The 20,148-nt window shown below is 53.5% G+C and carries 19 protein-coding genes; 5 read left to right on the top strand and 14 right to left on the bottom strand.

Annotated elements, in window-relative coordinates:
- Positions 1 to 604 precede the first annotated feature (604 nt).
- Positions 605 to 1,135: an Hcp family type VI secretion system effector gene (locus NA986_RS19125; RefSeq protein ID WP_000907671.1), complete on the top strand. Its 531-nt coding sequence runs from the start codon at positions 605 to 607 to the stop codon at positions 1,133 to 1,135.
- Between the two features lie 238 nt (positions 1,136 to 1,373).
- Positions 1,374 to 2,108 carry an aspartate/glutamate racemase family protein gene (locus tag NA986_RS19130; RefSeq protein WP_000683247.1) on the top strand — a complete coding sequence of 245 codons (735 nt, stop codon included), beginning with the start codon at positions 1,374 to 1,376 and terminating at the stop codon, positions 2,106 to 2,108.
- 5 nt (positions 2,109 to 2,113) lie between these two features.
- Here the strand turns inward: NA986_RS19130 and hypT are convergent, their stop codons facing one another.
- From hypT to mdtM, 7 genes are all read right to left on the bottom strand, one after another.
- Positions 2,114 to 3,022 (bottom strand): hypochlorite stress DNA-binding transcriptional regulator HypT, encoded by a 909-nt coding sequence (hypT, locus tag NA986_RS19135; RefSeq protein ID WP_000383511.1) that lies wholly within the window; start codon positions 3,020 to 3,022, stop codon positions 2,114 to 2,116.
- 118 nt (positions 3,023 to 3,140) lie between these two features.
- Positions 3,141 to 4,313 carry a beta-aspartyl-peptidase gene (gene iadA / locus NA986_RS19140; protein WP_023216454.1) on the bottom strand — a complete coding sequence of 391 codons (1,173 nt, stop codon included), beginning with the start codon at positions 4,311 to 4,313 and terminating at the stop codon, positions 3,141 to 3,143.
- A gap of 12 nt (positions 4,314 to 4,325) precedes the next feature.
- On the bottom strand, positions 4,326 to 4,787 hold the full coding sequence (locus NA986_RS19145) for a YjiG family protein (protein WP_000211979.1): 462 nt from the start codon (positions 4,785 to 4,787) through the stop codon (positions 4,326 to 4,328).
- Complete coding sequence (locus NA986_RS19150; protein ID WP_000068752.1) at positions 4,784 to 5,455, bottom strand: nucleoside recognition domain-containing protein; 672 nt, start codon at positions 5,453 to 5,455, stop codon at positions 4,784 to 4,786. Before NA986_RS19150 ends, NA986_RS19145 begins: the two co-directional genes overlap by 4 nt.
- 872 nt (positions 5,456 to 6,327) lie before the next feature.
- Positions 6,328 to 7,512 carry an MFS transporter gene (locus NA986_RS19155; RefSeq protein WP_023216453.1) on the bottom strand — a complete coding sequence of 395 codons (1,185 nt, stop codon included), beginning with the start codon at positions 7,510 to 7,512 and terminating at the stop codon, positions 6,328 to 6,330.
- 219 nt (positions 7,513 to 7,731) lie between these two features.
- On the bottom strand, positions 7,732 to 9,003 hold the full coding sequence (locus NA986_RS19160; RefSeq protein WP_001033033.1) for a DUF445 domain-containing protein: 1,272 nt from the start codon (positions 9,001 to 9,003) through the stop codon (positions 7,732 to 7,734).
- A gap of 86 nt (positions 9,004 to 9,089) precedes the next feature.
- Positions 9,090 to 10,331 carry a multidrug efflux MFS transporter MdtM gene (gene mdtM, locus NA986_RS19165; protein ID WP_001188921.1) on the bottom strand — a complete coding sequence of 414 codons (1,242 nt, stop codon included), beginning with the start codon at positions 10,329 to 10,331 and terminating at the stop codon, positions 9,090 to 9,092.
- A 478-nt stretch (positions 10,332 to 10,809) separates the two neighbouring features.
- Here mdtM and NA986_RS19170 point away from each other — a divergent pair, with 478 nt between their 5' ends.
- Positions 10,810 to 11,763 (top strand): Rpn family recombination-promoting nuclease/putative transposase, encoded by a 954-nt coding sequence (locus NA986_RS19170; RefSeq protein WP_000749994.1) that lies wholly within the window; start codon positions 10,810 to 10,812, stop codon positions 11,761 to 11,763.
- A gap of 180 nt (positions 11,764 to 11,943) precedes the next feature.
- Complete coding sequence (locus NA986_RS19175) at positions 11,944 to 13,314, top strand: NAD-dependent succinate-semialdehyde dehydrogenase (protein WP_023216452.1); 1,371 nt, start codon at positions 11,944 to 11,946, stop codon at positions 13,312 to 13,314.
- A gap of 94 nt (positions 13,315 to 13,408) precedes the next feature.
- Here the strand turns inward: NA986_RS19175 and NA986_RS19180 are convergent, their stop codons facing one another.
- The gene (locus NA986_RS19180) at positions 13,409 to 13,552 is read right to left on the bottom strand and encodes a hypothetical protein (RefSeq protein ID WP_001581776.1); all 144 of its coding nucleotides are present in this window, start codon (positions 13,550 to 13,552) and stop codon (positions 13,409 to 13,411) included.
- Between NA986_RS19180 and yjiS the strand changes: the two genes are divergently transcribed.
- Positions 13,519 to 13,683, top strand: coding sequence for a DUF1127 domain-containing protein YjiS (gene yjiS / locus NA986_RS19185; protein ID WP_023216451.1), 165 nt, complete (start codon positions 13,519 to 13,521; stop codon positions 13,681 to 13,683). The genes NA986_RS19180 and yjiS overlap by 34 nt on opposite strands.
- 76 nt (positions 13,684 to 13,759) lie before the next feature.
- Here the strand turns inward: yjiS and NA986_RS19190 are convergent, their stop codons facing one another.
- The 6 genes from NA986_RS19190 to btsT all read right to left on the bottom strand — a co-directional run bounded on the left by NA986_RS19190 (position 13,760) and on the right by btsT (position 20,048).
- Positions 13,760 to 14,680 (bottom strand): DUF5655 domain-containing protein, encoded by a 921-nt coding sequence (locus tag NA986_RS19190; RefSeq protein ID WP_023216450.1) that lies wholly within the window; start codon positions 14,678 to 14,680, stop codon positions 13,760 to 13,762.
- 410 nt (positions 14,681 to 15,090) lie between these two features.
- Positions 15,091 to 15,732 (bottom strand): LysE family translocator, encoded by a 642-nt coding sequence (locus NA986_RS19195; protein ID WP_023216449.1) that lies wholly within the window; start codon positions 15,730 to 15,732, stop codon positions 15,091 to 15,093.
- Between the two features lie 47 nt (positions 15,733 to 15,779).
- Positions 15,780 to 16,595 (bottom strand): AraC family transcriptional regulator, encoded by an 816-nt coding sequence (locus NA986_RS19200; RefSeq protein ID WP_001128426.1) that lies wholly within the window; start codon positions 16,593 to 16,595, stop codon positions 15,780 to 15,782.
- 37 nt (positions 16,596 to 16,632) lie between these two features.
- The gene (gene yjiA / locus NA986_RS19205) at positions 16,633 to 17,589 is read right to left on the bottom strand and encodes a GTPase (protein ID WP_000187838.1); all 957 of its coding nucleotides are present in this window, start codon (positions 17,587 to 17,589) and stop codon (positions 16,633 to 16,635) included.
- A gap of 10 nt (positions 17,590 to 17,599) precedes the next feature.
- Positions 17,600 to 17,803 carry a YbdD/YjiX family protein gene (locus NA986_RS19210; protein ID WP_000460616.1) on the bottom strand — a complete coding sequence of 68 codons (204 nt, stop codon included), beginning with the start codon at positions 17,801 to 17,803 and terminating at the stop codon, positions 17,600 to 17,602.
- Positions 17,804 to 17,897: 94 nt separating this feature from the next.
- Complete coding sequence (gene btsT, locus NA986_RS19215) at positions 17,898 to 20,048, bottom strand: pyruvate/proton symporter BtsT (protein WP_023216448.1); 2,151 nt, start codon at positions 20,046 to 20,048, stop codon at positions 17,898 to 17,900.
- Positions 20,049 to 20,148: the final 100 nt, after the last annotated feature.

Here is a 20,148-nt window from a genome sequence, read left to right on the forward strand (position 1 = left end):
GCCACCAGCGGAGATGACGTTGCGTAGCGTTGGATCGTTTCGTGTTCATGTGATCTAACGTATCACGACTAAACGTAAGGGTAAAGCGGCTGGCGTGTCGTCCGGGCATAAAGTCATATCGCCTGAACAGAGAACATGTTACTGACTTTGAAACGCGATTTTATAATTTGCTGCCCAAAATACGTGGCGCTGAAAGGCGCATTTTTGATGCAAATCATTTATTACTGTGATAACACTGCGCGCGATAAAAACATTAAATATATTCACATAGTAAATATGTTCTATTGGAATGGTTGTTTTCGATATGACAAAAGTCTAAAAAACCCATTGATGTGAAAAGGAATAAGAATTGTCTATATTCCGATTCGGTGTAATTAAGTAATTTCTCGGATAAAAATAAGAAATGATATTGATATTTCTTTTTTGATATGGTTCTTATAGCGGCTATGGTTATTCAGGAAACGATGCTTGAATGCCTGGCGTAATAGATTTCAGGTCAGTAGCGCTATTGTAAAATGGATTGTTGATGGCAGAAGGTATTTAGCAAGAATCCAGTTATAGCAGATTGTCGGTATTTAATCTGGTATACAGAGACACCAACGAAATGGCTGGAAAATGGAACGTTCTTTCATTGTTGGCGTTCCGTCCTTGTCAGCCTGCTTTGCCGCATGATAATCACGGAGGGGGGATGGACGCCATCTATTTAAAACTGGACGGTATTGAAGGCGAAAGCCGGATCAAAGGTTTTGAAAACCAAATAAAACTTATTGCTTACAACCACAACCCGACGAAACGGGAGTCCGGCGAAGCGAGAGGGACATATATTGGAGGGTTGACGCTGACAAAGCCAGTCGATCTTGCTACGCCTGGCCTCTATGAGCACTATTGTAACGGGAAAACGGTGAAAGAAGGCGTGCTGACATTATGCCGTCGTGATAAGGGCGCAATGCTGCCATTTATTATTTATACGCTCACCAATGTGCGAATTTCACGCATGAGCAATCATGGCGACGCCGAAGGCAGCGCCACGGAGACCGTGGATTTGGTTTATAGCCATATTCGCTGGGATATTCCCGCATTAGCGTCGAAAAGCAAAACACGGCGGCCCCTTCACCGACAGGCGCTGTGGCGATGAGGACAAAACAAGCTTGCGGACTCGCAGTGGGCGATGCTGTATAGCGAAATGGCATTTAGCGGCTTGCGAAGGCTGATGAGCGCTCATGTAACCAATCGATTGCCTGAAAAGGCGATAACGCATGGCCCTTACACCCGTTATGATTTTTACGCATAGCCGCTAATAAAACGGCATTTTTTATATACACATCAAGTTGATAGTGTGTTTCTGACCTTGACGTAAATAAGCGGGAAAAGCGATGAAACACACCATTGGGATACTGGGGGGGATGGGACCTGCGGCAACGGCGGATATGTTGGAAAAATTTGTTGAATTGCGACATGCCAGTTGTGATCAACAACACATCCCGCTCATTGTCAGCTCTATCCCTGATATTCCCGATCGTACAGCATGTCTGTTATCCGGCGGGCCTTCGCCATACCGTTATCTGGAGCGTTATCTGCATATGCTGGAAGACGCCGGGGCGGAGTGTATCGTTATCCCATGCAACACTGCGCATTATTGGTTTGATGATTTACAGAACGTCGCGAAAGCGCGAATGATCAGCATCCTGGACGCCACCCTGGGGGATATTCCGCCATCGGCGCGGCACGTTGGTCTGCTGGCGACCAATGCGACGCTGGCGACCGGGTTATATCAAAAGAAAGCTCTGGCGCGGGGGCTGACGTTAATTCAGCCAGAAGACGCGGGGCAGGCGTTGGTAATGCAGGCTATTTATACGCTTAAACGTGGCGATAAAACTGCGGCGCAAGCGCTGCTGCTGCCGCAAATCGATAGCCTTATTGCCCGTGGCGCTCAGGCAATTATTATGGGGTGTACCGAAATTCCGCTTATTGTGGCCGGACATGAACGCGCGATAGCGTGCCCGATGATTGATTCCACAGCGTCGCTGGTGCGCGCGGCGATTCGTTGGTATGAGTCCTGGCCAGACACCCGCGCCTCTTTGACCGGGGAACAACGCCTTACCGCCTGATGTGTTTACAGCGCGGCCTGAAGCCCACGCAGGTTGCGCCAAAATGTTTCGGCTACCTGACTCATGCGGGTATTCATGCGATAAGCATAAGCCTGAATCGGAATAACCAGTTCGTCGGCATCAAGCACTATCAGGCGTCCGTCGGTAATCTCCTGACGGATAGCATACTCGGGCAACCAGGCGATTCCGCAGCCGTCCATCGCAACCTGTTTTAACAATTCACTCATCGAAGAGACGAAAAATGTACTGAAACTCAGTTCAGCATGGCGAGTCAGAGTACGATTTATCAGCCGGCCCATATAGGAGTTCTGACTGTAATTAAGCAGGGGAAAGTGCGGCTGCTCAAGCGTATAGCGCGGCTCGCCCCGGCCATTGTTGGCGCAAACCGGAAACAGTCTCGACTCAAACAGGCGGATGTTATCAAACGGCGCTTGTTGCAGATTTTCATCGTGATAAGAAAAGATAAAATCGCTTTGCCCCTCACGTAACATATCCACCGCCTGGTCGACATCTATCGCCTCAACGGCGTAGGTAAACTGCGTCGGCATCTGCTTAACGATGGTCGGCAACAGGCCGAGGGAGAGCGAGTGGGCGGCGGCAATCTTGATTTTACGCAGCGTATAATCGCTGCCGCCGCGCAGTTCGGTTAGATTACTTTCCAGTTGCTGTAACAGGTGGCGAACCTGGGAGTGAAAGATTTTACCCTGTTCGGAAAGCTGTAGCGGCGAGACCTGTCGGTTAAACAGTTCAACGCCCACGGCATGTTCCAGGGCGCGAATCCGCCGGCTAAAAGCGGGTTGCGATACGTTGCGGATAATGGCGGCCTGAGAGAAATTGCGGCACTTTTCCAGCGTCAGAAAATCATATAGCCATTTTGTCTCAATATTGTGCAAACCTGCTCCAGTTACATCCATTTACCGTTATCCTGTCAGTCGCCCGAAGGGGCATTCTACGTCCATTCGGGCGGCTGACAACCGCTTATCCCGTCCTCTTTCAGAATGCCGTGATGGGGCAGCCTGAAACTAGCGGGAATTACGCCGGTTCAAAGGTACCTTTTACGCAGGCTTTCCCCTCATTGACCATGCGTTTGCCGCGCGCATACACCTGCTCTATGCGTAAATCTTCGCTAAAGACAAGCAGATCCGCATCGTTACCGGGACGGATTTCGCCTTTGCCGTCCAGACTGAGGAAGGCGGCTACGCTGGTCGTCAGCGGACGCAGAGCATCGGTCAGGCTGAATCCGTAGTGGTTAACCAGCGTCTGCAACGTCTCCAGCAAACTTTCGAAGCCCGCGACGCCGATACCCGTCAGATTTCCGGCAGCGTCAAATAGCGGCTGGCTGCCGTTGCCGTCTGAACTGAGCGTCACCCGGGAAAGCGGGACGCCGGCTTTTACCGCTCTGGCAATGCCCTCCGCCGGCGCGACGGGATCCGGGATACTGGAGGTAATGTCGATCACGCCGCCTTTAAGCGCAAACGCCAGCGCCTGCTCGAAAAGAGATTCGCTACGGTTGACGTGGGTAGGCAGCAGTTTACCGATCGGCACGTCGCTGTTTTCCAGGATGTCATACAGCGGCTGTAACCCTTTTTTGCTGCTGCCCATATGAAAAACGCTGACACCGGGTTTGCCGCCCAGCAGGCCGCCAACGCGTGATTCGGCGGCCATGCTGGCGAGTTGATTCCCGCTGGGCGCGGCGGAACGGTGGTCGGAGACTGCGCATTTCACGCCAATGACGCGATCGATCAGCGCGACGTCTTTTTCTACCGAGCCAGTAATGGTCGGCGACGGAACGTGATAAGCGCCCGTGAGCATCCAGGCGGTGATCCCCTCCTCATTTAGCGCTCGCGTTTTGGCTAACAGCGACGCGGGATGACGGCTGACGGAGTCGGTGCCAAGCAGGCCGACGACCGTTGTTATCCCGGCTTCCGTCAGGCGGCTCAGGGAGACTTCCGGCGTCCGCGTCGTCGGCCCCGCTTCGCCGCCGCCGCCGATCAGATGAACGTGTTGGTCGATAAAGCCCGGGCACAGCATACGACCGCTAAGATTAATCACCGCACAGTCCGGTACAATATCGCCGGGGATGTCAGCGCCGACGGCAATAATTTTGCCATTCGCGAGCAGAACATCGCAGATGCCCCGGTCTTCTGGCGCAAACAGGTGCGCACCCTGTAACAAGGTAAACTCCGCGGCGGATAAATCAGGCATGATAACTCCTTATTAAACAATAAGCTGCATGACCCAGATCGACAGCAGCGCATTGATGGCGCAGACTGCGATAATATGCGGGTAATATTTGGCGTTGACTTCGGCAGTACCGAGACAGCGGCCGACATTCTGTACCGGGTTTCCCATCAGGTAAATGGCTGGCAGTAGTACGGTAACATCGTGGCCGCTTAGCGCGCCGGCGGTAGCCAGACTGGCCGCCACGCCAACGGCGCCGCCCATACTCATCAGCGAAGCCAGAAGCACCGTAGCCGCTTCGCCGGGAAGCCCCCACAACGCCATCACGGGCTGGCAGATATGGCCTACCCAGTCGAGCAGACCGGTAATTTTCAGCGCCTGAATAATGACAAATGCCATGACCACATTGGGTAACAGGTTGGTCGTGGCGATGGTAAAACCGCGGCGTGCGCCATCGATAAACATATCCATGACATTCTTACGTACCTGAGTCGTCATGATTGGGCTCCTTGCGCAGGGTGACGGCGTTCTTCGATGTTAATCCAGACGCGCAAAAGGTTTGCGCCGATAAATTTGAATAGCAGAATGACCACCAGCGGAATGATGACTGACGTTCCCAGAAAGGCGAATACCGCAACGCCGGAGGAGAAATAGTTGGTGATAATAGCGCTGCCGCTGGTCTGCCAGGCGGCAAAAATCACTTTATCGCGTTCAGTGATTTCGCCTTCCTGCGCCAGTTCTTTGGTCATACCCGCCGCGGCGTCGGTATTTTGCAGGTTGGCGATCAGCGCCAGTGAGCAAATACCGGGAATGCCAAGCAATGGTTTCAGGATGGGCGTCATCAGTTGCTGCGCCGCCCGCAGACCGCCCAGTCCATCCGTAATCGCGATGATACCCAGAGAAAGGATAACCGACGGTGCCAGCTCCAGCGCAAAAAGGAAGCCATCTTTCGCGCCCGTTCCACCCGCGCCGCGAAAGGTCTGCGTACCGGTCACATGTCCGAATGACCCGTTGAGTACGGTAAAATCAAAAACGCGCCACCAGCCTTCGCTTCCGGAAAATACGCCGGAAAAGAAAATAATGGTGAGAAAAAACGCCAGGTATCCCTTTATCCCGACCTTTTCTGTATCAAGCGGCATGGCCGCCCCGTCCACTTGTTGCGCCATAGCGATCCCCGAATTTTTTTGATGATGTGTTGGTTGTAGCCACAGGCCAAAAAGCCCGAAACAGAAAGACCTTATCAGCCATAAGGGTAAGGACAAAATGCAAGTATGTATCGTGCTATGCGTTTCTTGCATAGCAGCGCGAAAAATCACCATCCTCGCTACTGCCGGAGGCGCGGGGAACCGTGGACGGTATAACGCGAGGTAAAAAAGCAAAGAAACAGGTGTTGACGCAGGCCGGAGCTGGGAGCAGGAAAAAAGGAGAAATAAATTTGACGTTAGTCAATTTCACGCCACTTAATTATCGTTGTTAAAAAATAGGATTTTTTAACCTAAATTTTACTTTTTTACTGTAATTTTTCACGCCTTAAGAGGAATTGTCACGGTCAGGTCAGTAGCCGCTGATAGGTCAGCTTGCGCCCTAAGAATCCTACGGGCAGGTAATAAAAAACGAATAATCGAATTAATTTCATGATGTGATTTATTTATAATTGTGATGATTTGAGAGGCAGCGATAATCATCATAATGGAATATATAGCCAAAATAATTCGAGTTGCTTAAAGGCGGCAAGGGAGTGAGTCCCCAGGAGCATAGATAACTATGTAACTGGGGTGAGCAACGGCCCGTCAGGGCGAGGCCCATGGATGGGCCGGGTAATCCGTAGCCAACACAGAAGCCACTTGAGGTAGGAAGGGTATATAAAATAATAGGCAGATTGATAGCACTAATGACCATAGAATAAGTATAGTTTTTAGTGGCATCTTTACCCTGAAATAACGTGTTGAGGATGTGCTATTAAAAACAGATCCGCATTGCGCCGCGAATAGCGTTAAAGATACAACCCGGTGCGGATAGCGCGGGTTTACTCTACCGCTTATTCACGTATCACAAACCGTTTTTGTTTTATCTGCTGCGCGGCGCTGATCAGCGCGGCAAAAAAGAGCGCCGCGGCGCCGCAAAGCGTGGCGTTGATAATTGCCGACGCGCCATTGCCTGACAGACTGGCGGCGAGCGGACCGAGAATTTGCCCAATACCATACGTTAGCGTCACCAGGCCTAATAAATTAATATTGCCCGGCGCGCTGAGTTGTCGGGCAAGCGGCATCACCAGCGAGGTTGTGCCCATAAACGTGGCGCCAAAACCAATACTGCTCAGTATTAACAGCAACAACGAGTCGCTGGCGAGAGACAGTAGCACGCAGGCGCTCTGGATCAACAGGTTCGCGGTCAGGCATGGCAGGACGCCCCAATGTTTTGCCGCCCACAGCCAGCCGAAGCAGCCGGGAATGATCGCCAGGCCGACCAACGACCAAAGATGCGCCGTGAGTAGCGGAGAGCCCGCGCTTTTCGCCATCAGCGGCAAATAGGTGGCGACAATGATGTAGCCGAATCCGGCGAAACCGTACAACAGCGCCAGTTGCCACCAGGGCATAGGCTGATTTTCGATTCTTGCTAAGGGCGCAGGCGGCAGCGCATGAGCGCGGGGGGGAATCAACATTGCCACGATTAATAGCAATATACCGGCGAGCGCTCCGGCCCCCAGCCATAGCGAATGGGCCGAAAGCGCATAATGTAAACCGCCAATGACATATTCGTTGCCCAGTGCAATCCCGGCCCCGACGCCGGAAAAGAGCGCGGCGATCACAAACGGATGGCGGGTATGATGCAACACAATCATTGATCCAAAAATCATCATTCCCGCACTCGCGACGCCTGCCAGGAAGCGCACCAACATGACGACCGCGGGCTGAGTAAATATCGCCATAGACAGAATAAGAATACCGGTGGCGACCGCCGAAGCCAGCAGCATGGGGCGTAGACGAGAGGGGAGATGAAAAAGGCCAAAGGAAAACAGTAAGCTTCCCGCCAGGTACCCTGCATAATTGGCGCTGGCAATCCAGGAGAGTTGGTTAAACGTTAGCTGCTTTTCCGCCAGCATTACCGGCAGCATGGGCGTATACAGAAAGCGGCCAACTCCCATCCCCAGCATCAATACCATCATACCGAAAAGCGCCGTAAAAATGGGATGGCGAGGTGAAGCGCTCTGAGCATGAACCATGGTTTTTCTCTTTGCTAAAGTAAGGCAGGAATGCCGGATTGTTGTTGTAAATGATAATAAAAAGTAAAATTAATGTTTCAAATTTGCAAGAAAAGAAAGTGAAGCGCAGGCGAATAACGGATTGAGAAGAGGGGCATCGGTGGGAAATGGCATTAAATTAATGCCTCCCACGTGCGGGGTTTGGCAGTTAATCTGAACGAGAATTGCGCCTTCCCCTTCTTAGATACTGAGCAGTGCCGGTATTTGCGACAGTAAATATAACACCAGACCGATAGCGCCGCCGACCAGCGTGCCGTTCACGCGGATAAACTGCAAATCTTTACCGATATTAAGCTCAATCTGCTGCGACATATCGCGCGCATCCCAGCCTTTTACGGTATCGCTGATGTGGCGCGTCAGGAAGGCGGCGAATTCCGGCGCGACGCGGTGCGCGGCCTGTTCCAGATGACCGTTAAGCGAGGCGCGTAATGCGTCGTCGGCGATCAGCGTCTCGCCAAACCATTGTCCGGCATGAGCGATGCGCTGCTTCACCTTTGAGTCTTCGGCGTTGATATCTGTTTTTAACCACTGGCGCAGATCCGCCCAGATCTCGCCGAGATAACGGTTAAATGCCTCATCTTCCTTCAGGTAACTTTTAATGTTTTCTGCCCGGGCAGCCATTTCCGGATCATGTTTAAGTTTATCGATCAGCTTATACGTCGCGCGATCGAAGGCATGACGAATCTGATGCGCGCGATCGTGACTGATATCATCCAGCAGAGAATTTACCGCGTCGGAGACCAGTTCAGCGCTGTGTTCTCCCAGCCATTCGGTCGGCAGAATCTTCGCTTTTAACGGATGTTCGGTCTCCAGCCAGCGTATGATCTGTCTGGCGATAAATGTTCGGGAGCTGTCACGCTGTAACAGGGCGATAAGCTGGGCGATCAGCGTATCGAGTAACACCTGGTGACGATCGTTTTTGGTCATGCTTTCCAGCATCAGGGCGCTGGTGCCGGAAAGATCCACTTTATCAATCGCCTTATGTACCGCTCGCTTGAGCAGCCGCTGAATACGGGCGTCATCGGTCAGTTCCAGAAAGCCGCTCATAATTTGCAGCAGATGCTGCCCGACCCGACTGGCGTTGTCCGGCTGGCTGAACCAGTTTCCGATAAGCAGCGCGGGTTCATGGCGGCGGATTAGCGCGATCAGCGACTGCGTATCAAGGAACTTCTCCTGCACAAATTGCCCAAGATTTTCGCCGATTCGGTCTTTATTACGGGGAATAATCGCCGTATGTCGTGAAATAAACGGAATGGGAATGCGGCGAAACAGCGCCACCACGGCAAACCAGTCCGCCAGCGCGCCAACCATCGCCGCTTCGGCAATAGCTTTTACGCCCAGCACCCAAAAACTGGGCGGCAGGAAAAGCGTGGTCACAAACGTCGCGGCGGCTATCAGCAACAGTGAGAGCGCCAGGCGTTTGGCGCGTTTGAGTTCGGCGATTTTATTCATAGGGTTAAGGATAGAGCCAGACGGCAGGAACGTGCAAAAAACATCAGGTTATCCTTTGCCGGATAAGCCTCTATCCGGCAGAGTGTTTACTTCTCAGCGGCCAGTTCTGCCGCCTCATGCTGGCGCACGCGCTGTAATAGTGTCGCCAGGGTGAAGACCACAATCACCCCGGCCACCGCTGCCAGCAGGTGAAACGGCAGTCTCCCGCCGTGAAACCACAGCCAGCGGCCAACTTCGACCGACACCGCCATTACCGTCAGAATCACCATGTTCAGCGAGGCTGAAACCGTCCCTTTTGGCAAGTTGTTGGAGAAAAGCGTGAAGCGAAACAGCGTCGGGAAAATCATGCCAATGCCGAACGCGTACAGGCTGGTGCCCAGCACAGACCAAAGCCAGACGTGCGGCAGAAGAAGATTACCGAGGAGTAATGTCGCCAGCCCGCTTAACTGGATTGGTACGGCGCGCCAGATAAAACGCGGTCGGGTCGGATCTTTCACCAGGCGCACAACGATCATATTGGCCACGATCACCGCGCCGAATACGGGCACCTGCGCCCAGGCGAATTGCGAAGTACTCATCCCGCCGGCATCGATCAGGATCACCGGCGACACCGCCACCCAGCTCATCATCGGGATGTAGCTCAACGACAGCGTCGCCGCCCCGGTGAGAAAAATCGGGTTGCGAAACACATTACGAAAATCGCGCAGTACGCTCACCGCGCTGAACGGCACCGTGCCGCGTTGCACCGTTTCTGGCATCGCCAGCAGCAGGCCGCACAACGCCAACAGTCCCATCACCGCAATAATACCGAACAGTACCTTCCAGTGAACGAAGTGCATCAGCGCCGCGCCGGAGAGCGGGCCGATAACCGGAGCGACCAGCACAATGGAGGTAATAATCGCCATCAGCTTAATGGCTTTGGTTTGACCGAAAGCCTCCTGTACCGTGACGTAGCCGACCGTTGCGATAAAGCAAATGCTGGTGCCCTGCACAAAACGGGCAACCAGAAACTGCGTCATTGAGGTCGTCAACAGCGTTGCCGCGCAGGCGAGAGTAAAAATTAATGCGCCTGCAATCAGCACTGGCCGGCGGCCAATCCTGTCGGATAGCGGCCCCAGAAGCCATTGCAACGCCATTCCGCCCGCCAGATAGAGACTGACCGAGGCCGGCGCAAGACTGACGTCAGCATTAAAATCGCGCACGACGTTAATGATGCCAGGCTGAATTAGATCCGTCGTCAGATAGGCGGCAAAATCATACAAAATCAGCGCCATCGGGAAAAATAACGTTGTGGCGCGTTGGGAGAAAAACTGAATAATCCGTTGCATAAAAAATGCGCTCCATGTCGGAGAACCCCATGATGGGACAGCGAAACTCAATACCGTCGTCGTGACGTCAGGCAGGCGATGGAAACAGCGGCTGCGGATGTACTGAATTTCATGTAATCAAAAATGCTGCCGGTGAAAACACAGACAGGAAGAGACGCGTTCTGAATCTCGTCAGAACGTGTGGCGATTACAGATAACAATCAGCACATCACACCTCGGGAAATTTACGTTGCACGGAAAATATACACATTAAGTGTAATTAAATTTTGATGTTAATCAAAAGAGTTTGTCTGGTTAATAAAGATAAAGGCAGGGCGCGCAGGCTGGTATTTTGCGTGTTCAGTTCCGAAAATGCATGTGCATTACAGATAACAGGATTTATCTTTCGTCGCGCCTCGCAATGCTGAAAAGGTACGGATGAGAAAGGAATTTTCAGGAGGTAGAGTCGCAGCATCCTGGTTTGGGGTGACGGAGCGCCATGAAAAAATCGACGACCTCAACACCGCATGATGCGGTGTTTAAAACCTTTTTGCGCCACCCGGAAACCGCCCGCGATTTTATGGAGATTCATCTGCCGGTGTCGTTACGCCAGCTTTGCGACCTGCGGACGCTAAAGCTGGAACCCGGCAGTTTTATTGAAAAAAATCTGCGAGCCTATTATTCCGATGTGCTTTGGTCGCTGAAAACGCGCGAGGGCGACGGTTATATCTATGTCGTGATTGAACATCAGAGCACGCCGGATGCGCATATGGCGTTTCGGCTGATGCGGTATGCGATGGCGGCAATGCAACAGCATCTGGATGCGGGGCATAAGCATCTTCCGCTGGTGGTGCCGATGCTGTTTTATCACGGTGTTGATAGCCCGTATCCTTTTTCGCTGTGCTGGCTGGATGAGTTTGCGAACCCGGAAGTGGCAAGAAGACTCTATGCCGCTGCCTTTCCGCTGGTCGATATTACGGTGGTATCGGATGATGACATTATGCAGCACCGCCGCATTGCGCTGCTGGAGCTCATCCAAAAACATATCCGCCAGCGCGACCTGCTGGGACTGGTTGAACGGATTGCTTCGCTGTTAGTTACTGGTTGCGCTAATGACAGGCAGCTTAAAGCGCTGTTTAATTATCTTATGATTCAGCACGGACATACGCCTCGTTTCACCACGTTTATTCGTGATGTGGTAGGGCATGTCCCGCACACTAAGGAGAGACTGATGACGCTGATAGAGAGGATCCGCGCAGCGGATCGCAGAAAAGGGGAACGGCAAGGGAGACAGGTCGGTCTGGAGGAAGGATTAGAAAAAGGGCTGGAAAAAGGTCAGCATGTTGCCGCATTGCGTATCGCCAGACAGATGCTGGCGGACGGACTTGACCGCGAGACTGTCCAGCGGTTCACCGGCCTTACGGCTGAAGAGCTTCAGGATGTTAGCCACTAACGCGGTTCCAGTCTGAATGTTGCAGGCCCGGTGCCCGCCGGGCAACGCTCTCTATAATTATCGCTGATAACCGCACGAATATACCGAACTTTACCGATAGCGCCAGCCATCTCTACTACCCTTATTGTTCTGAGCGGCATTTCCGGCTGCCTTAATGACGATAACAAGGAGACATGTGATATGGCTTACCAGACAGTGAATCCTGCCAATAATCAGCTCATTAAAGAGTATCCCCCGCACACGGACGCGGATATTGAAGCCGCGCTGCAAAAAGCTGACGCGCTCTATCACTCCGACTGGTCCAGGGGAGAGATTGACCAACGTTTGCCGGTACTGCATAAGCTGGCTGACTTGATCGACAGCCGTGTTGAAGAACTGGCAAAAATCGCCAGCCAGGAGATGGGCAAGCTCATCGAGCAAAGCCGTGGCGAAGTCAAATTGTGTGCGCAGATCGCTCGCTATTATGCGGATAACGCGAAGCAGTTTCTTGCCCCGGTGCCTTATAAAACCGAGTTTGGCGACGCGTGGGTAGAACATCATCCGATTGGCGTCATCATGGCCGTTGAGCCGTGGAACTTCCCGTACTATCAGTTGATGCGTGTGCTGGCGCCGAACCTGGCCGCAGGTAACCCGGTGCTGGCGAAACATGCCAGCATCGTACCGCACTGCGCCGAGACGTTTGCCCATCTGGTGCGTGAAGCCGGCGCGCCGGACGGCGCATGGACCAACCTGTTTATTTCCTCCGATCAGGTGTCGAATATCATCGCCGACCCGCGCGTGCAGGGCGCGGCGCTGACCGGATCTGAAAAAGCGGGGAGCGCCGTGGCGGCACAGGCGGCGAAGCACATTAAAAAATCGACGCTGGAACTGGGCGGGAACGATGTGTTCGTCGTGCTGGACGATGCCGATCTTGAGAAAGCGGTGAAAATTGGCGTGCAGGCACGGCTCACTAATGCGGGGCAGGTATGTACGGCGGCGAAGCGCTTTATACTGCATGAGAAAATCGCCGATCAATTCCTCAGCCAGTTCACCGAGGCATTCAGGAAGGTGAAGGTGGGGGATCAGATGGACGCTTCTACCGAACTGGGGCCGCTGTCGTCGAAAGATGCTCTGGATACACTGACCAGACAGGTCGAGGAAGCGGTGAAAAATGGCGCGACGCTGCACGTTGGCGGCAAGCCGCTGGAAAGCAAAGGCAACTTCTTTGAGCCGACGATTCTGACCAATATTACGCGTGACAACCCGGCGTACTTTGAAGAGTTCTTCGGCCCGGTGGCGCAGATGTATGTGGTGAAAGACGATGATGAGGCGGTAAAACTCGCCAACGATTCCCACTACGGCCTGGGCGGCGCGGTGTTTAGTCAGAATATCGAACGCGCTAAACGCATGGCCTCCCGGATTGAAACCGGGATGGTTTATATCAACTGGCTGACCGACACCGCAGCGGAGCTGCCGTTCGGCGGCGTTAAGCGTTCGGGCTTCGGACGCGAGCTATCGGATCTGGGGATTAAGGAGTTTGTGAACCAGAAGCTGGTAGTGGTGCGCCGCTAATCCCTGTTGCCCCTCTGAAAACGGGAGGGGCCTGGCTTTTTGCAGCGAAGGACGCGGATCTTAAATCAGAACGAAATAAGCGAACAAAACACCCTCAATCGCCCTCCTTATTTATCCACGTTGCACTAACCGTGCTTTTTATCCCGATATTGTTTGTACAGACATTCATGATGCCCGCATTTTCTGTTCTATGCGGAGGCTGGTATGGAATTTTACGAGAACCGCCCCAGACAACCATTCGTTGGCTTTGTGCAGCTCAGACGGGCGCTAAAAAGATGGTGGCTGCGTAAGCGGGCCTGTCAGGCGCTGCGACGAATGAGTGACGAGCAGTTAAGGGATATCGGGTTGGAAAAGAAGGATGTGGAATAACAGATAAGAGTCAGTAAAACTGGAAAGGCTGGATAATCTTATCTTAACCTCTCCAGTAGGCGGATATCCTGGAACGCTAATTTTCCTGCCAGGCTTTCTCGATCAGCAGCTTGGCTTTATCCAGATCGTGTTCGTTACGCACAATCAATTCGACGTCGCCGGTTCCCCAGTGGCCAATGTTTGTGACGTCCCGGCTAAATCCTTCTTCAAGCTGGATATGCTGTGGATTGATTTTCAGCCACAGGCGTAGGTGTGGGTCGGTCACGGGATAAACGGCTACGCACAGAAAGTTGCGAATGAGGCGGAAGGCGTCATAGAGCTTAAGCTCTTTAAACTGAACCTCATCACTGAGTGACAGCACATAGCTTTTTAGCTGTTCATATAATGAAAGCAGCGCGGGAGAGGCCGAAGAGAGCTGTTCGCGCTGCGTGCGGGTATGGCGTTTACCGCTGCTGACGGAACCGTTCGCGATGATGTACTGAGGGCTATTTTCGACCACGGCGTTAACCAGTTCCAGCATTAACAGGTCGTCGGCAAAAAGCTTGTAGCGAATCAGGTTGATATTGCGGTTGATTTGCTGAACGGCATGTTCGTCGTATTTATTAAAATCGGCGGCAATACAGATTAACCGTGTGCCGGACCAGTCAATGGCTTTGGCCGCGGTTTTACTTATTTTCTCCATCACCAGCAACTGAAATTCCGCTTTATGATCGAGCAGCCAGTCGAGATAAAACAGCCCCTGGTTAATGACGTTTTCATTGCTGTGGCGCTTATATTCAATAATCACCGGGCAGTTATTTTCATCGAGGCCGAGGGAATCAATTCGCCCACGATGGGTTTTACCCGTGCGGTATTCGGTGTCGAGAAAGCGGACGCCAAGGAACGTTTCCATATGGGATTCGATCAGCATTTGCAGATCTTTTTCAATGGCTGCGGCTTTGCCCGGCAGTTCTTGTACTTTCCCGCCACCGAGGCGGAAAAGCTGGATATCGCTCATGGATCCCTCCTGAATTTTCTGCGCACTATCATACGTTATGTGAAAAGAGATAAAAGCGGAAATCGGGCTTTTGGAGGTGAGATATGTTATAAGCCCGACAGCAGGTAGTTACCGGGCAGCGGGCCGTAGGTCGGATAAGCGTTAGCGCCATCCGACGCTGTTACAGCAATTTGCGCGTCTTACAGAAGGAAAGTCCAGCTGAAAATCAATGAAAATAAGCCGCTGGATGAGAGGTGATATTATATTTGGTGATGAGAATAAAGCGGCTATTTAGTCGCTTTATTGGTTTCTGGGGGCAGGTTAATTTATGGCGGCATCAGCATTATAAGAAGGAAAGGGTTCGAATGATGCAGACCCTATTTATCTGCCCGGGCAACGTTGACCACCGTATAAAGCTGCCCCTCATCGATTTAACTTGTAATGAACTGCCATACAATCCAGCAGCCAAAGGCGATCAGAATGCCGCCGGCGGCGCGTTCAATTTTCCAGACAAGATTACCCAGACGACGTTGAATTTGCGGCAGGGTGATAAGCGTTATCAGCAGCAGATCCCAGAGTAACACTACGCTGGTCATCCAGATTCCACATATGGCCTGTTGTGTAACGGTCACGTTTGGGCCCAGCAGGGCGGTCATTAGCGCCAGATAAAACAGAGCATTTTTCGGATTCAACAGCGATGAACCTAGCCCCAGTAATAGTTGTTTTGCCAGTGACGGACATGCCGATGCGGCGTACCGCCACTCCAGCGGCCCGGCGCGGCTTTTCAACAGTTGACGGCCCACCCATAGCAGGTAGGCGGCACCCAATAGTTCGATGATGGTAAAGAGCAGCGGCGTCTGACGTAGTAGCCCTGACCCAATCACCACCAGCAGAATATAGAGCCCATTTCCCGCCGCAATGCCGAGGCACAACCCGACGCTGCCGCGCAGCCGATAGCGTACGGCGTAACCGACCAGCAAAAAGAAGTCCGGGCCCGGGCTGAGCAGCGCCATAAAATGCGCCAGCGCCAGTGCGGGAAACGCCGGGGGAAATAACGTTGTAACCTGTTCCATAGTAACCTCAGTGATGATACTGAGGTCAGCCTATACCTGCGGATGCGCTATTTATTGTCGGATATTGATCTGTTCTGCGCGTACTGACGCGGCGTTGCCGCCGTGTAGCTGACGAAGGTTTTGTGGAAATGACTTTGATCGGCGAAACCGGTCTGATAGGCAACATCGGCAATATCGTCCCCGGCGCGCAATCGGTGCCGGGCATATTCAATGCGGGCCATATTGGTAAAGCTGACAGGAGTCAGGCCTGTATCCTGCTTAAAAGTGCGAATCAGAGTCTCCTTACGGAGCGCAAACTCCTGCGCCAGTGTGTCCAGCGTCGGCGGTTCCTGAAGGTTGCTGACTAAGCGGGCAACCAACTGGCGGCTGATGGCGCATGGCGGTTCGGCGTCGGCGCTTTGTAGCGGCAGGGCGCGCAACAGGTGGATAATAAGCGCCGGAAGTCCGGCGGTTTGCTGCTGAGTAATAGACGTCACAATTTGCTGATAAAGCTGGAAAAGCTGCGGGTCCTGCAACTGTGGCTGCGTGGTATGCAGGCGGCTATCCGCCGGCAAATGGGGAAGTTGCGTCAGGCACCAGTCCGCATCGAGATACAGCATATGATAGCTGCGTGGTCGCTCGTGGAGCGGGTTACAACTGTGTGGAGATTGCGGGGGGATCAGGATCAGCTCGCCGGGGCGTAACAGATACTCTTGCCCGTTACTGATGCAGCGGGTTTCTCCGGCGATGATCGCGCCCAGCGACAGTTGCGGGTGGCTGTGGCGCTTATAGGCCTGACGGCTTTCACTGGTGGTACGTAGCTCCAGCCACGGCAGTTGTGGCAGACGCCAGAAGCGTTGGTGAATATCTCGGATAAGGGGCATACAATCTCCTGTGCGGTCCCGGCTTTTCTGCGCCCGTTTACTTCCTTAACCCCGCAAATGCCGCTCTGATCTCGTCTTCCGGCAACTGGATCCCGATAAATACCAGCGTGCTGTGCGGCGTTTCGTCGCCCCACGGTCTGTCCCAGTCGGCGCTGTAGAGGCGCTGCACGCCCTGGAACAGCAGGCGGTTGGGTTCGCCGTCGATCCACAGCATCCCTTTGTAACGCAGCAGTTTATCCGCTGATTCCAGCAGCAGGTTTTCCATCACCCGCGACACCTCGCTGATATCCACCGGGTAATCCAGTTCCACCACAATTGACGACACATCGTTCTGTTTATCGGCAATAAAGTGGAAACGCGGTTGGCTTGCCAGCACGTTCTCTTCCAGCATAAAGCCGCTGGTATTAAACAACTGACTCAGGTCAATATCGCCGTGTACCACGGTGTAAACCGGGGCGCGGGCGTTGATACGCGCCAGCCGCTCGCGCAGTTTCTCGCTGTCGCCTGCCACGTCGGTTTTGGTCAGCAGGATACGGTCGGCGTAGCCTATCTGCGACTGGGCGATGGTGAACTGGTTCATCTGCTCGTTAGCGTGCACCGCGTCGACCAGCGCAATCACGCCGTCTAACAGGTAGCGTTCGCATAATACGTCATGGGAGAAAAAGGTCTGAATAATCGGGCCGGGGTCAGCCATGCCGGTGCATTCAATCACCAGACGGTCAAAAGCAATATCGCCGCGGTCGCGGCTGTCGAGCAGGTCTAATAGCGCATCTTCCAGCTCGTTGGAGCGGGTACAACAGATGCAGCCGTTAGTCAGGGTTTTGATCTGTGTAGCGCGATCGCCAATCAGTTGATCGTCAACGGAGACTTCGCCAAATTCGTTTTCGATAACGGCGATTTTAAAACCATGTTGTTCGTTGAGGATATGGCGTAGTAGGGTGGTTTTGCCGGCACCAAGAAAACCGGTAAGTAGGGTAACTGCAATCGGGGTCATAGTCTCTCCATTAACAACAGCGCATACCGCCTTTGCCATCGCCGCCGTAACGTGCTTGTTGACGTTCGCGGAAGAACTCTTCATAGGTCATGTACGGCTTGTCGGGATGGTTGGTTTTCATGTGCTCGACATAGTTGTCGTAGTCCGGAATACCAATCAACATTTTTGCCGCCTGGCCGAGATATTTTTTTGCCTGACCTAAAGTATCAAACATTCTGCCGTCCTGTTAATGAATAAAGCCGGATGGCGGCTTGCGCCTTATCCGGCCTACACTAGCCGGGATCGCTGTGCGCTACCCGGCATCAGTTTTAGTGGTGTGAAGAGATCTTCACGCCGCCTTCCGGCACGGGCACATACGGGGTTTCTTTGTCGGTACGTTTATCGCTGTTGCGTACCTTCATCCAGGTGGTGAAACCGTAGAAGATAATACTGTACACCACCACCAGGAACAGAATACTCAAACCAGCGTTAGTGTAGTTGTTCACCACGATATGGTTCATATTGGCAATCTGCTGCGCGGTCAGGTTGGCGTCGTTGGCAATCTTCTCTTTATACAGGTTTGCCATGTAGAAGAAACCTTCCATCTGTGGGTTGGCGCTGAACAGTTTCAGGCCCAGCGCCCAGGTGGTGCAGATCAGCAGCCATACCGCCGGAATTACCGTCACCCAGATGTATTTGGTGCGCTGCATTTTGATCAGTACCACGGTGCTCAACACCAGCGCCACGGCGGCCAGCATCTGGTTAGAGATACCGAACAGCGGCCACAGGCTCTTCACGCCGCCCAGTGGGTCGACCACGCCCTGATACAGCAGATAGCCCCACAAACCGACGCAGCCTGCGGTACCGATGATACCCGCGACCAGAGAATCGGTTTTTTTCAGGAACGGGACGAAGTTACCCAGCAAATCCTGCAACATAAAGCGGCCGGAACGGGTACCCGCATCCAGCGCGGTCAGGATAAACAGCGCTTCGAACAGAATACCGAAGTGATACCAGAAGCCCATATCCGCCATCGGCAGGACTTTGTGGAACACATGCGCGATACCTACTGCCAGCGTTGGCGCGCCGCCTGCGCGGTTCAATACTGACGGTTCACCGATATCTTTCGCAGTTTGCAGGATTTGTTCCGGGGAAATCACAAAGCCCCAGGAGCTGACGGTTGCCGCTGCATGTGCGGTAACGTCTTTCAACTGCGCCATAATCAGCGGCGCGTTCTCGCCGCCCATCTCGTGCAGGTTTGGCATGGTAATGCCCAGACCTGCCGGCGGGGTGTTCATCGCGAAGTAGAGACCCGGTTCAATGATCGAGGCCGCCACCAGCGCCATCACCGCAACAAAGGACTCCATCAGCATCGCGCCGTAGCCGATAAAACGCGCATCGGTCTCACAGGCCAGCAGTTTCGGCGTGGTACCGGAAGAGATGAGCGCGTGGAAGCCAGAGACGGCGCCACAGGCGATGGTGATGAACAGGAACGGGAACAGAGCGCCTTTCCACAGCGGGCCGGTACCGTCGACGTACTGCGTCAACGCCGGCATTTTCAGTTCCGGGTTGAGGATCACAATCCCCAGCGCCAGACCGACGATCACGCCGATTTTCAGGAAGGTAGCGAGATAGTCGCGCGGGGCAAGGATCAGCCATACCGGCAGCAGCGCGGAAACAAAGGCGTAGCCGATCAGCGCGAAGGTAATGGTGGTGTCTTTAAAGGTCAGCGCCGGGCCCCAGTACGGGTCGTGGGCAATCACGCCGCCGAAGTAAATAGACGCCACCAGCAGCACGATACCAATAACGGAGACTTCGCCTACGCGTCCCGGACGCAGGAAGCGCATGTAGATGCCCATAAACAGCGCAATCGGCACCGTGGAGCAGACGGTGAAGACGCCCCACGGGCTTTCGGCCAGCGCTTTAACCACAATTAATGCCAGCACCGCGAGGATGATGATCATGATTAAGAAGCAGCCGAACAGCGCGATGGTGCCTGGAACGGTACCCATCTCTTCTTTGATCATCTCGCCAAGAGAGGCGCCGTTACGGCGGGAGGAGATGAACAGCACCATAAAGTCCTGCACTGCGCCCGCGAGCACTACGCCCGCCAGCAGCCACAGCGTCCCCGGCAGATAGCCCATCTGCGCGGCCAATACCGGCCCGACCAGCGGACCTGCGCCGGCGATGGCGGCGAAGTGGTGACCAAACAGCACGTAGCGGTTAGTCGGCACGTAGTTCAGGCCGTCGTTATTGATGACCGCCGGCGTCGCGCGCGTCGGGTCGAGTTTCATGACCTTCTGGGCGATGTACAGGCTGTAGTAGCGATAAGCCACCAGATAGACGGAAACGGAAGCGACCACGATCCACAGGGCGCTCACGTGTTCACCCCGACGTAGGGCAACGACCGAGAGGCAGAAAGCACCGATGATTCCGAGAATCACCCAGGGTATGTGCTTGAATATCTTTTTCGTATCCATAGTAAAACCTGGTTGTAAGTTTAATTATCAGCCGAAGCTGGGTGGACATTGAGTTCGTGTTTGAGGAGGTAGATTGACTGCTATGCTGAGAGGATCTTGC

It is taken from the genome of Salmonella sp. NW177 (assembly GCF_051811585.1).
Classification (GTDB): domain Bacteria; phylum Pseudomonadota; class Gammaproteobacteria; order Enterobacterales; family Enterobacteriaceae; genus Salmonella; species Salmonella enterica.

Bases quoted from the DNA above. Each gene is read 5' to 3' on its own strand.
- hypT (WP_000383511.1), bottom strand. From the start codon at position 3,022: ATGGATGTAACTGGAGCAGGTTTGCACAATATTGAGACAAAATGGCTA.
- NA986_RS19175 (WP_023216452.1), top strand. From the start codon at position 11,944: ATGGCTTACCAGACAGTGAATCCTGCCAATAATCAGCTCATTAAAGAG.
- NA986_RS19145 (WP_000211979.1), bottom strand. From the start codon at position 4,787: ATGACGACTCAGGTACGTAAGAATGTCATGGATATGTTTATCGATGGC.
- NA986_RS19160 (WP_001033033.1), bottom strand. From the start codon at position 9,003: ATGAATAAAATCGCCGAACTCAAACGCGCCAAACGCCTGGCGCTCTCA.
- NA986_RS19130 (WP_000683247.1), top strand. From the start codon at position 1,374: ATGAAACACACCATTGGGATACTGGGGGGGATGGGACCTGCGGCAACG.
- NA986_RS19180 (WP_001581776.1), bottom strand. From the start codon at position 13,552: ATGGTTGTCTGGGGCGGTTCTCGTAAAATTCCATACCAGCCTCCGCAT.
- btsT (WP_023216448.1), bottom strand. From the start codon at position 20,048: ATGGATACGAAAAAGATATTCAAGCACATACCCTGGGTGATTCTCGGA.
- NA986_RS19200 (WP_001128426.1), bottom strand. From the start codon at position 16,595: ATGCCCCTTATCCGAGATATTCACCAACGCTTCTGGCGTCTGCCACAA.
- yjiA (WP_000187838.1), bottom strand. From the start codon at position 17,589: ATGACCCCGATTGCAGTTACCCTACTTACCGGTTTTCTTGGTGCCGGC.
- yjiS (WP_023216451.1), top strand. From the start codon at position 13,519: ATGGAATTTTACGAGAACCGCCCCAGACAACCATTCGTTGGCTTTGTG.
- NA986_RS19210 (WP_000460616.1), bottom strand. From the start codon at position 17,803: ATGTTTGATACTTTAGGTCAGGCAAAAAAATATCTCGGCCAGGCGGCA.
- iadA (WP_023216454.1), bottom strand. From the start codon at position 4,313: ATGCCTGATTTATCCGCCGCGGAGTTTACCTTGTTACAGGGTGCGCAC.
- NA986_RS19155 (WP_023216453.1), bottom strand. From the start codon at position 7,512: ATGGTTCATGCTCAGAGCGCTTCACCTCGCCATCCCATTTTTACGGCG.
- NA986_RS19190 (WP_023216450.1), bottom strand. From the start codon at position 14,680: ATGAGCGATATCCAGCTTTTCCGCCTCGGTGGCGGGAAAGTACAAGAA.
- NA986_RS19170 (WP_000749994.1), top strand. From the start codon at position 10,810: ATGAAAAAATCGACGACCTCAACACCGCATGATGCGGTGTTTAAAACC.
- mdtM (WP_001188921.1), bottom strand. From the start codon at position 10,331: ATGCAACGGATTATTCAGTTTTTCTCCCAACGCGCCACAACGTTATTT.
- NA986_RS19125 (WP_000907671.1), top strand. From the start codon at position 605: ATGGCTGGAAAATGGAACGTTCTTTCATTGTTGGCGTTCCGTCCTTGT.
- NA986_RS19195 (WP_023216449.1), bottom strand. From the start codon at position 15,732: ATGGAACAGGTTACAACGTTATTTCCCCCGGCGTTTCCCGCACTGGCG.
- NA986_RS19150 (WP_000068752.1), bottom strand. From the start codon at position 5,455: ATGGCGCAACAAGTGGACGGGGCGGCCATGCCGCTTGATACAGAAAAG.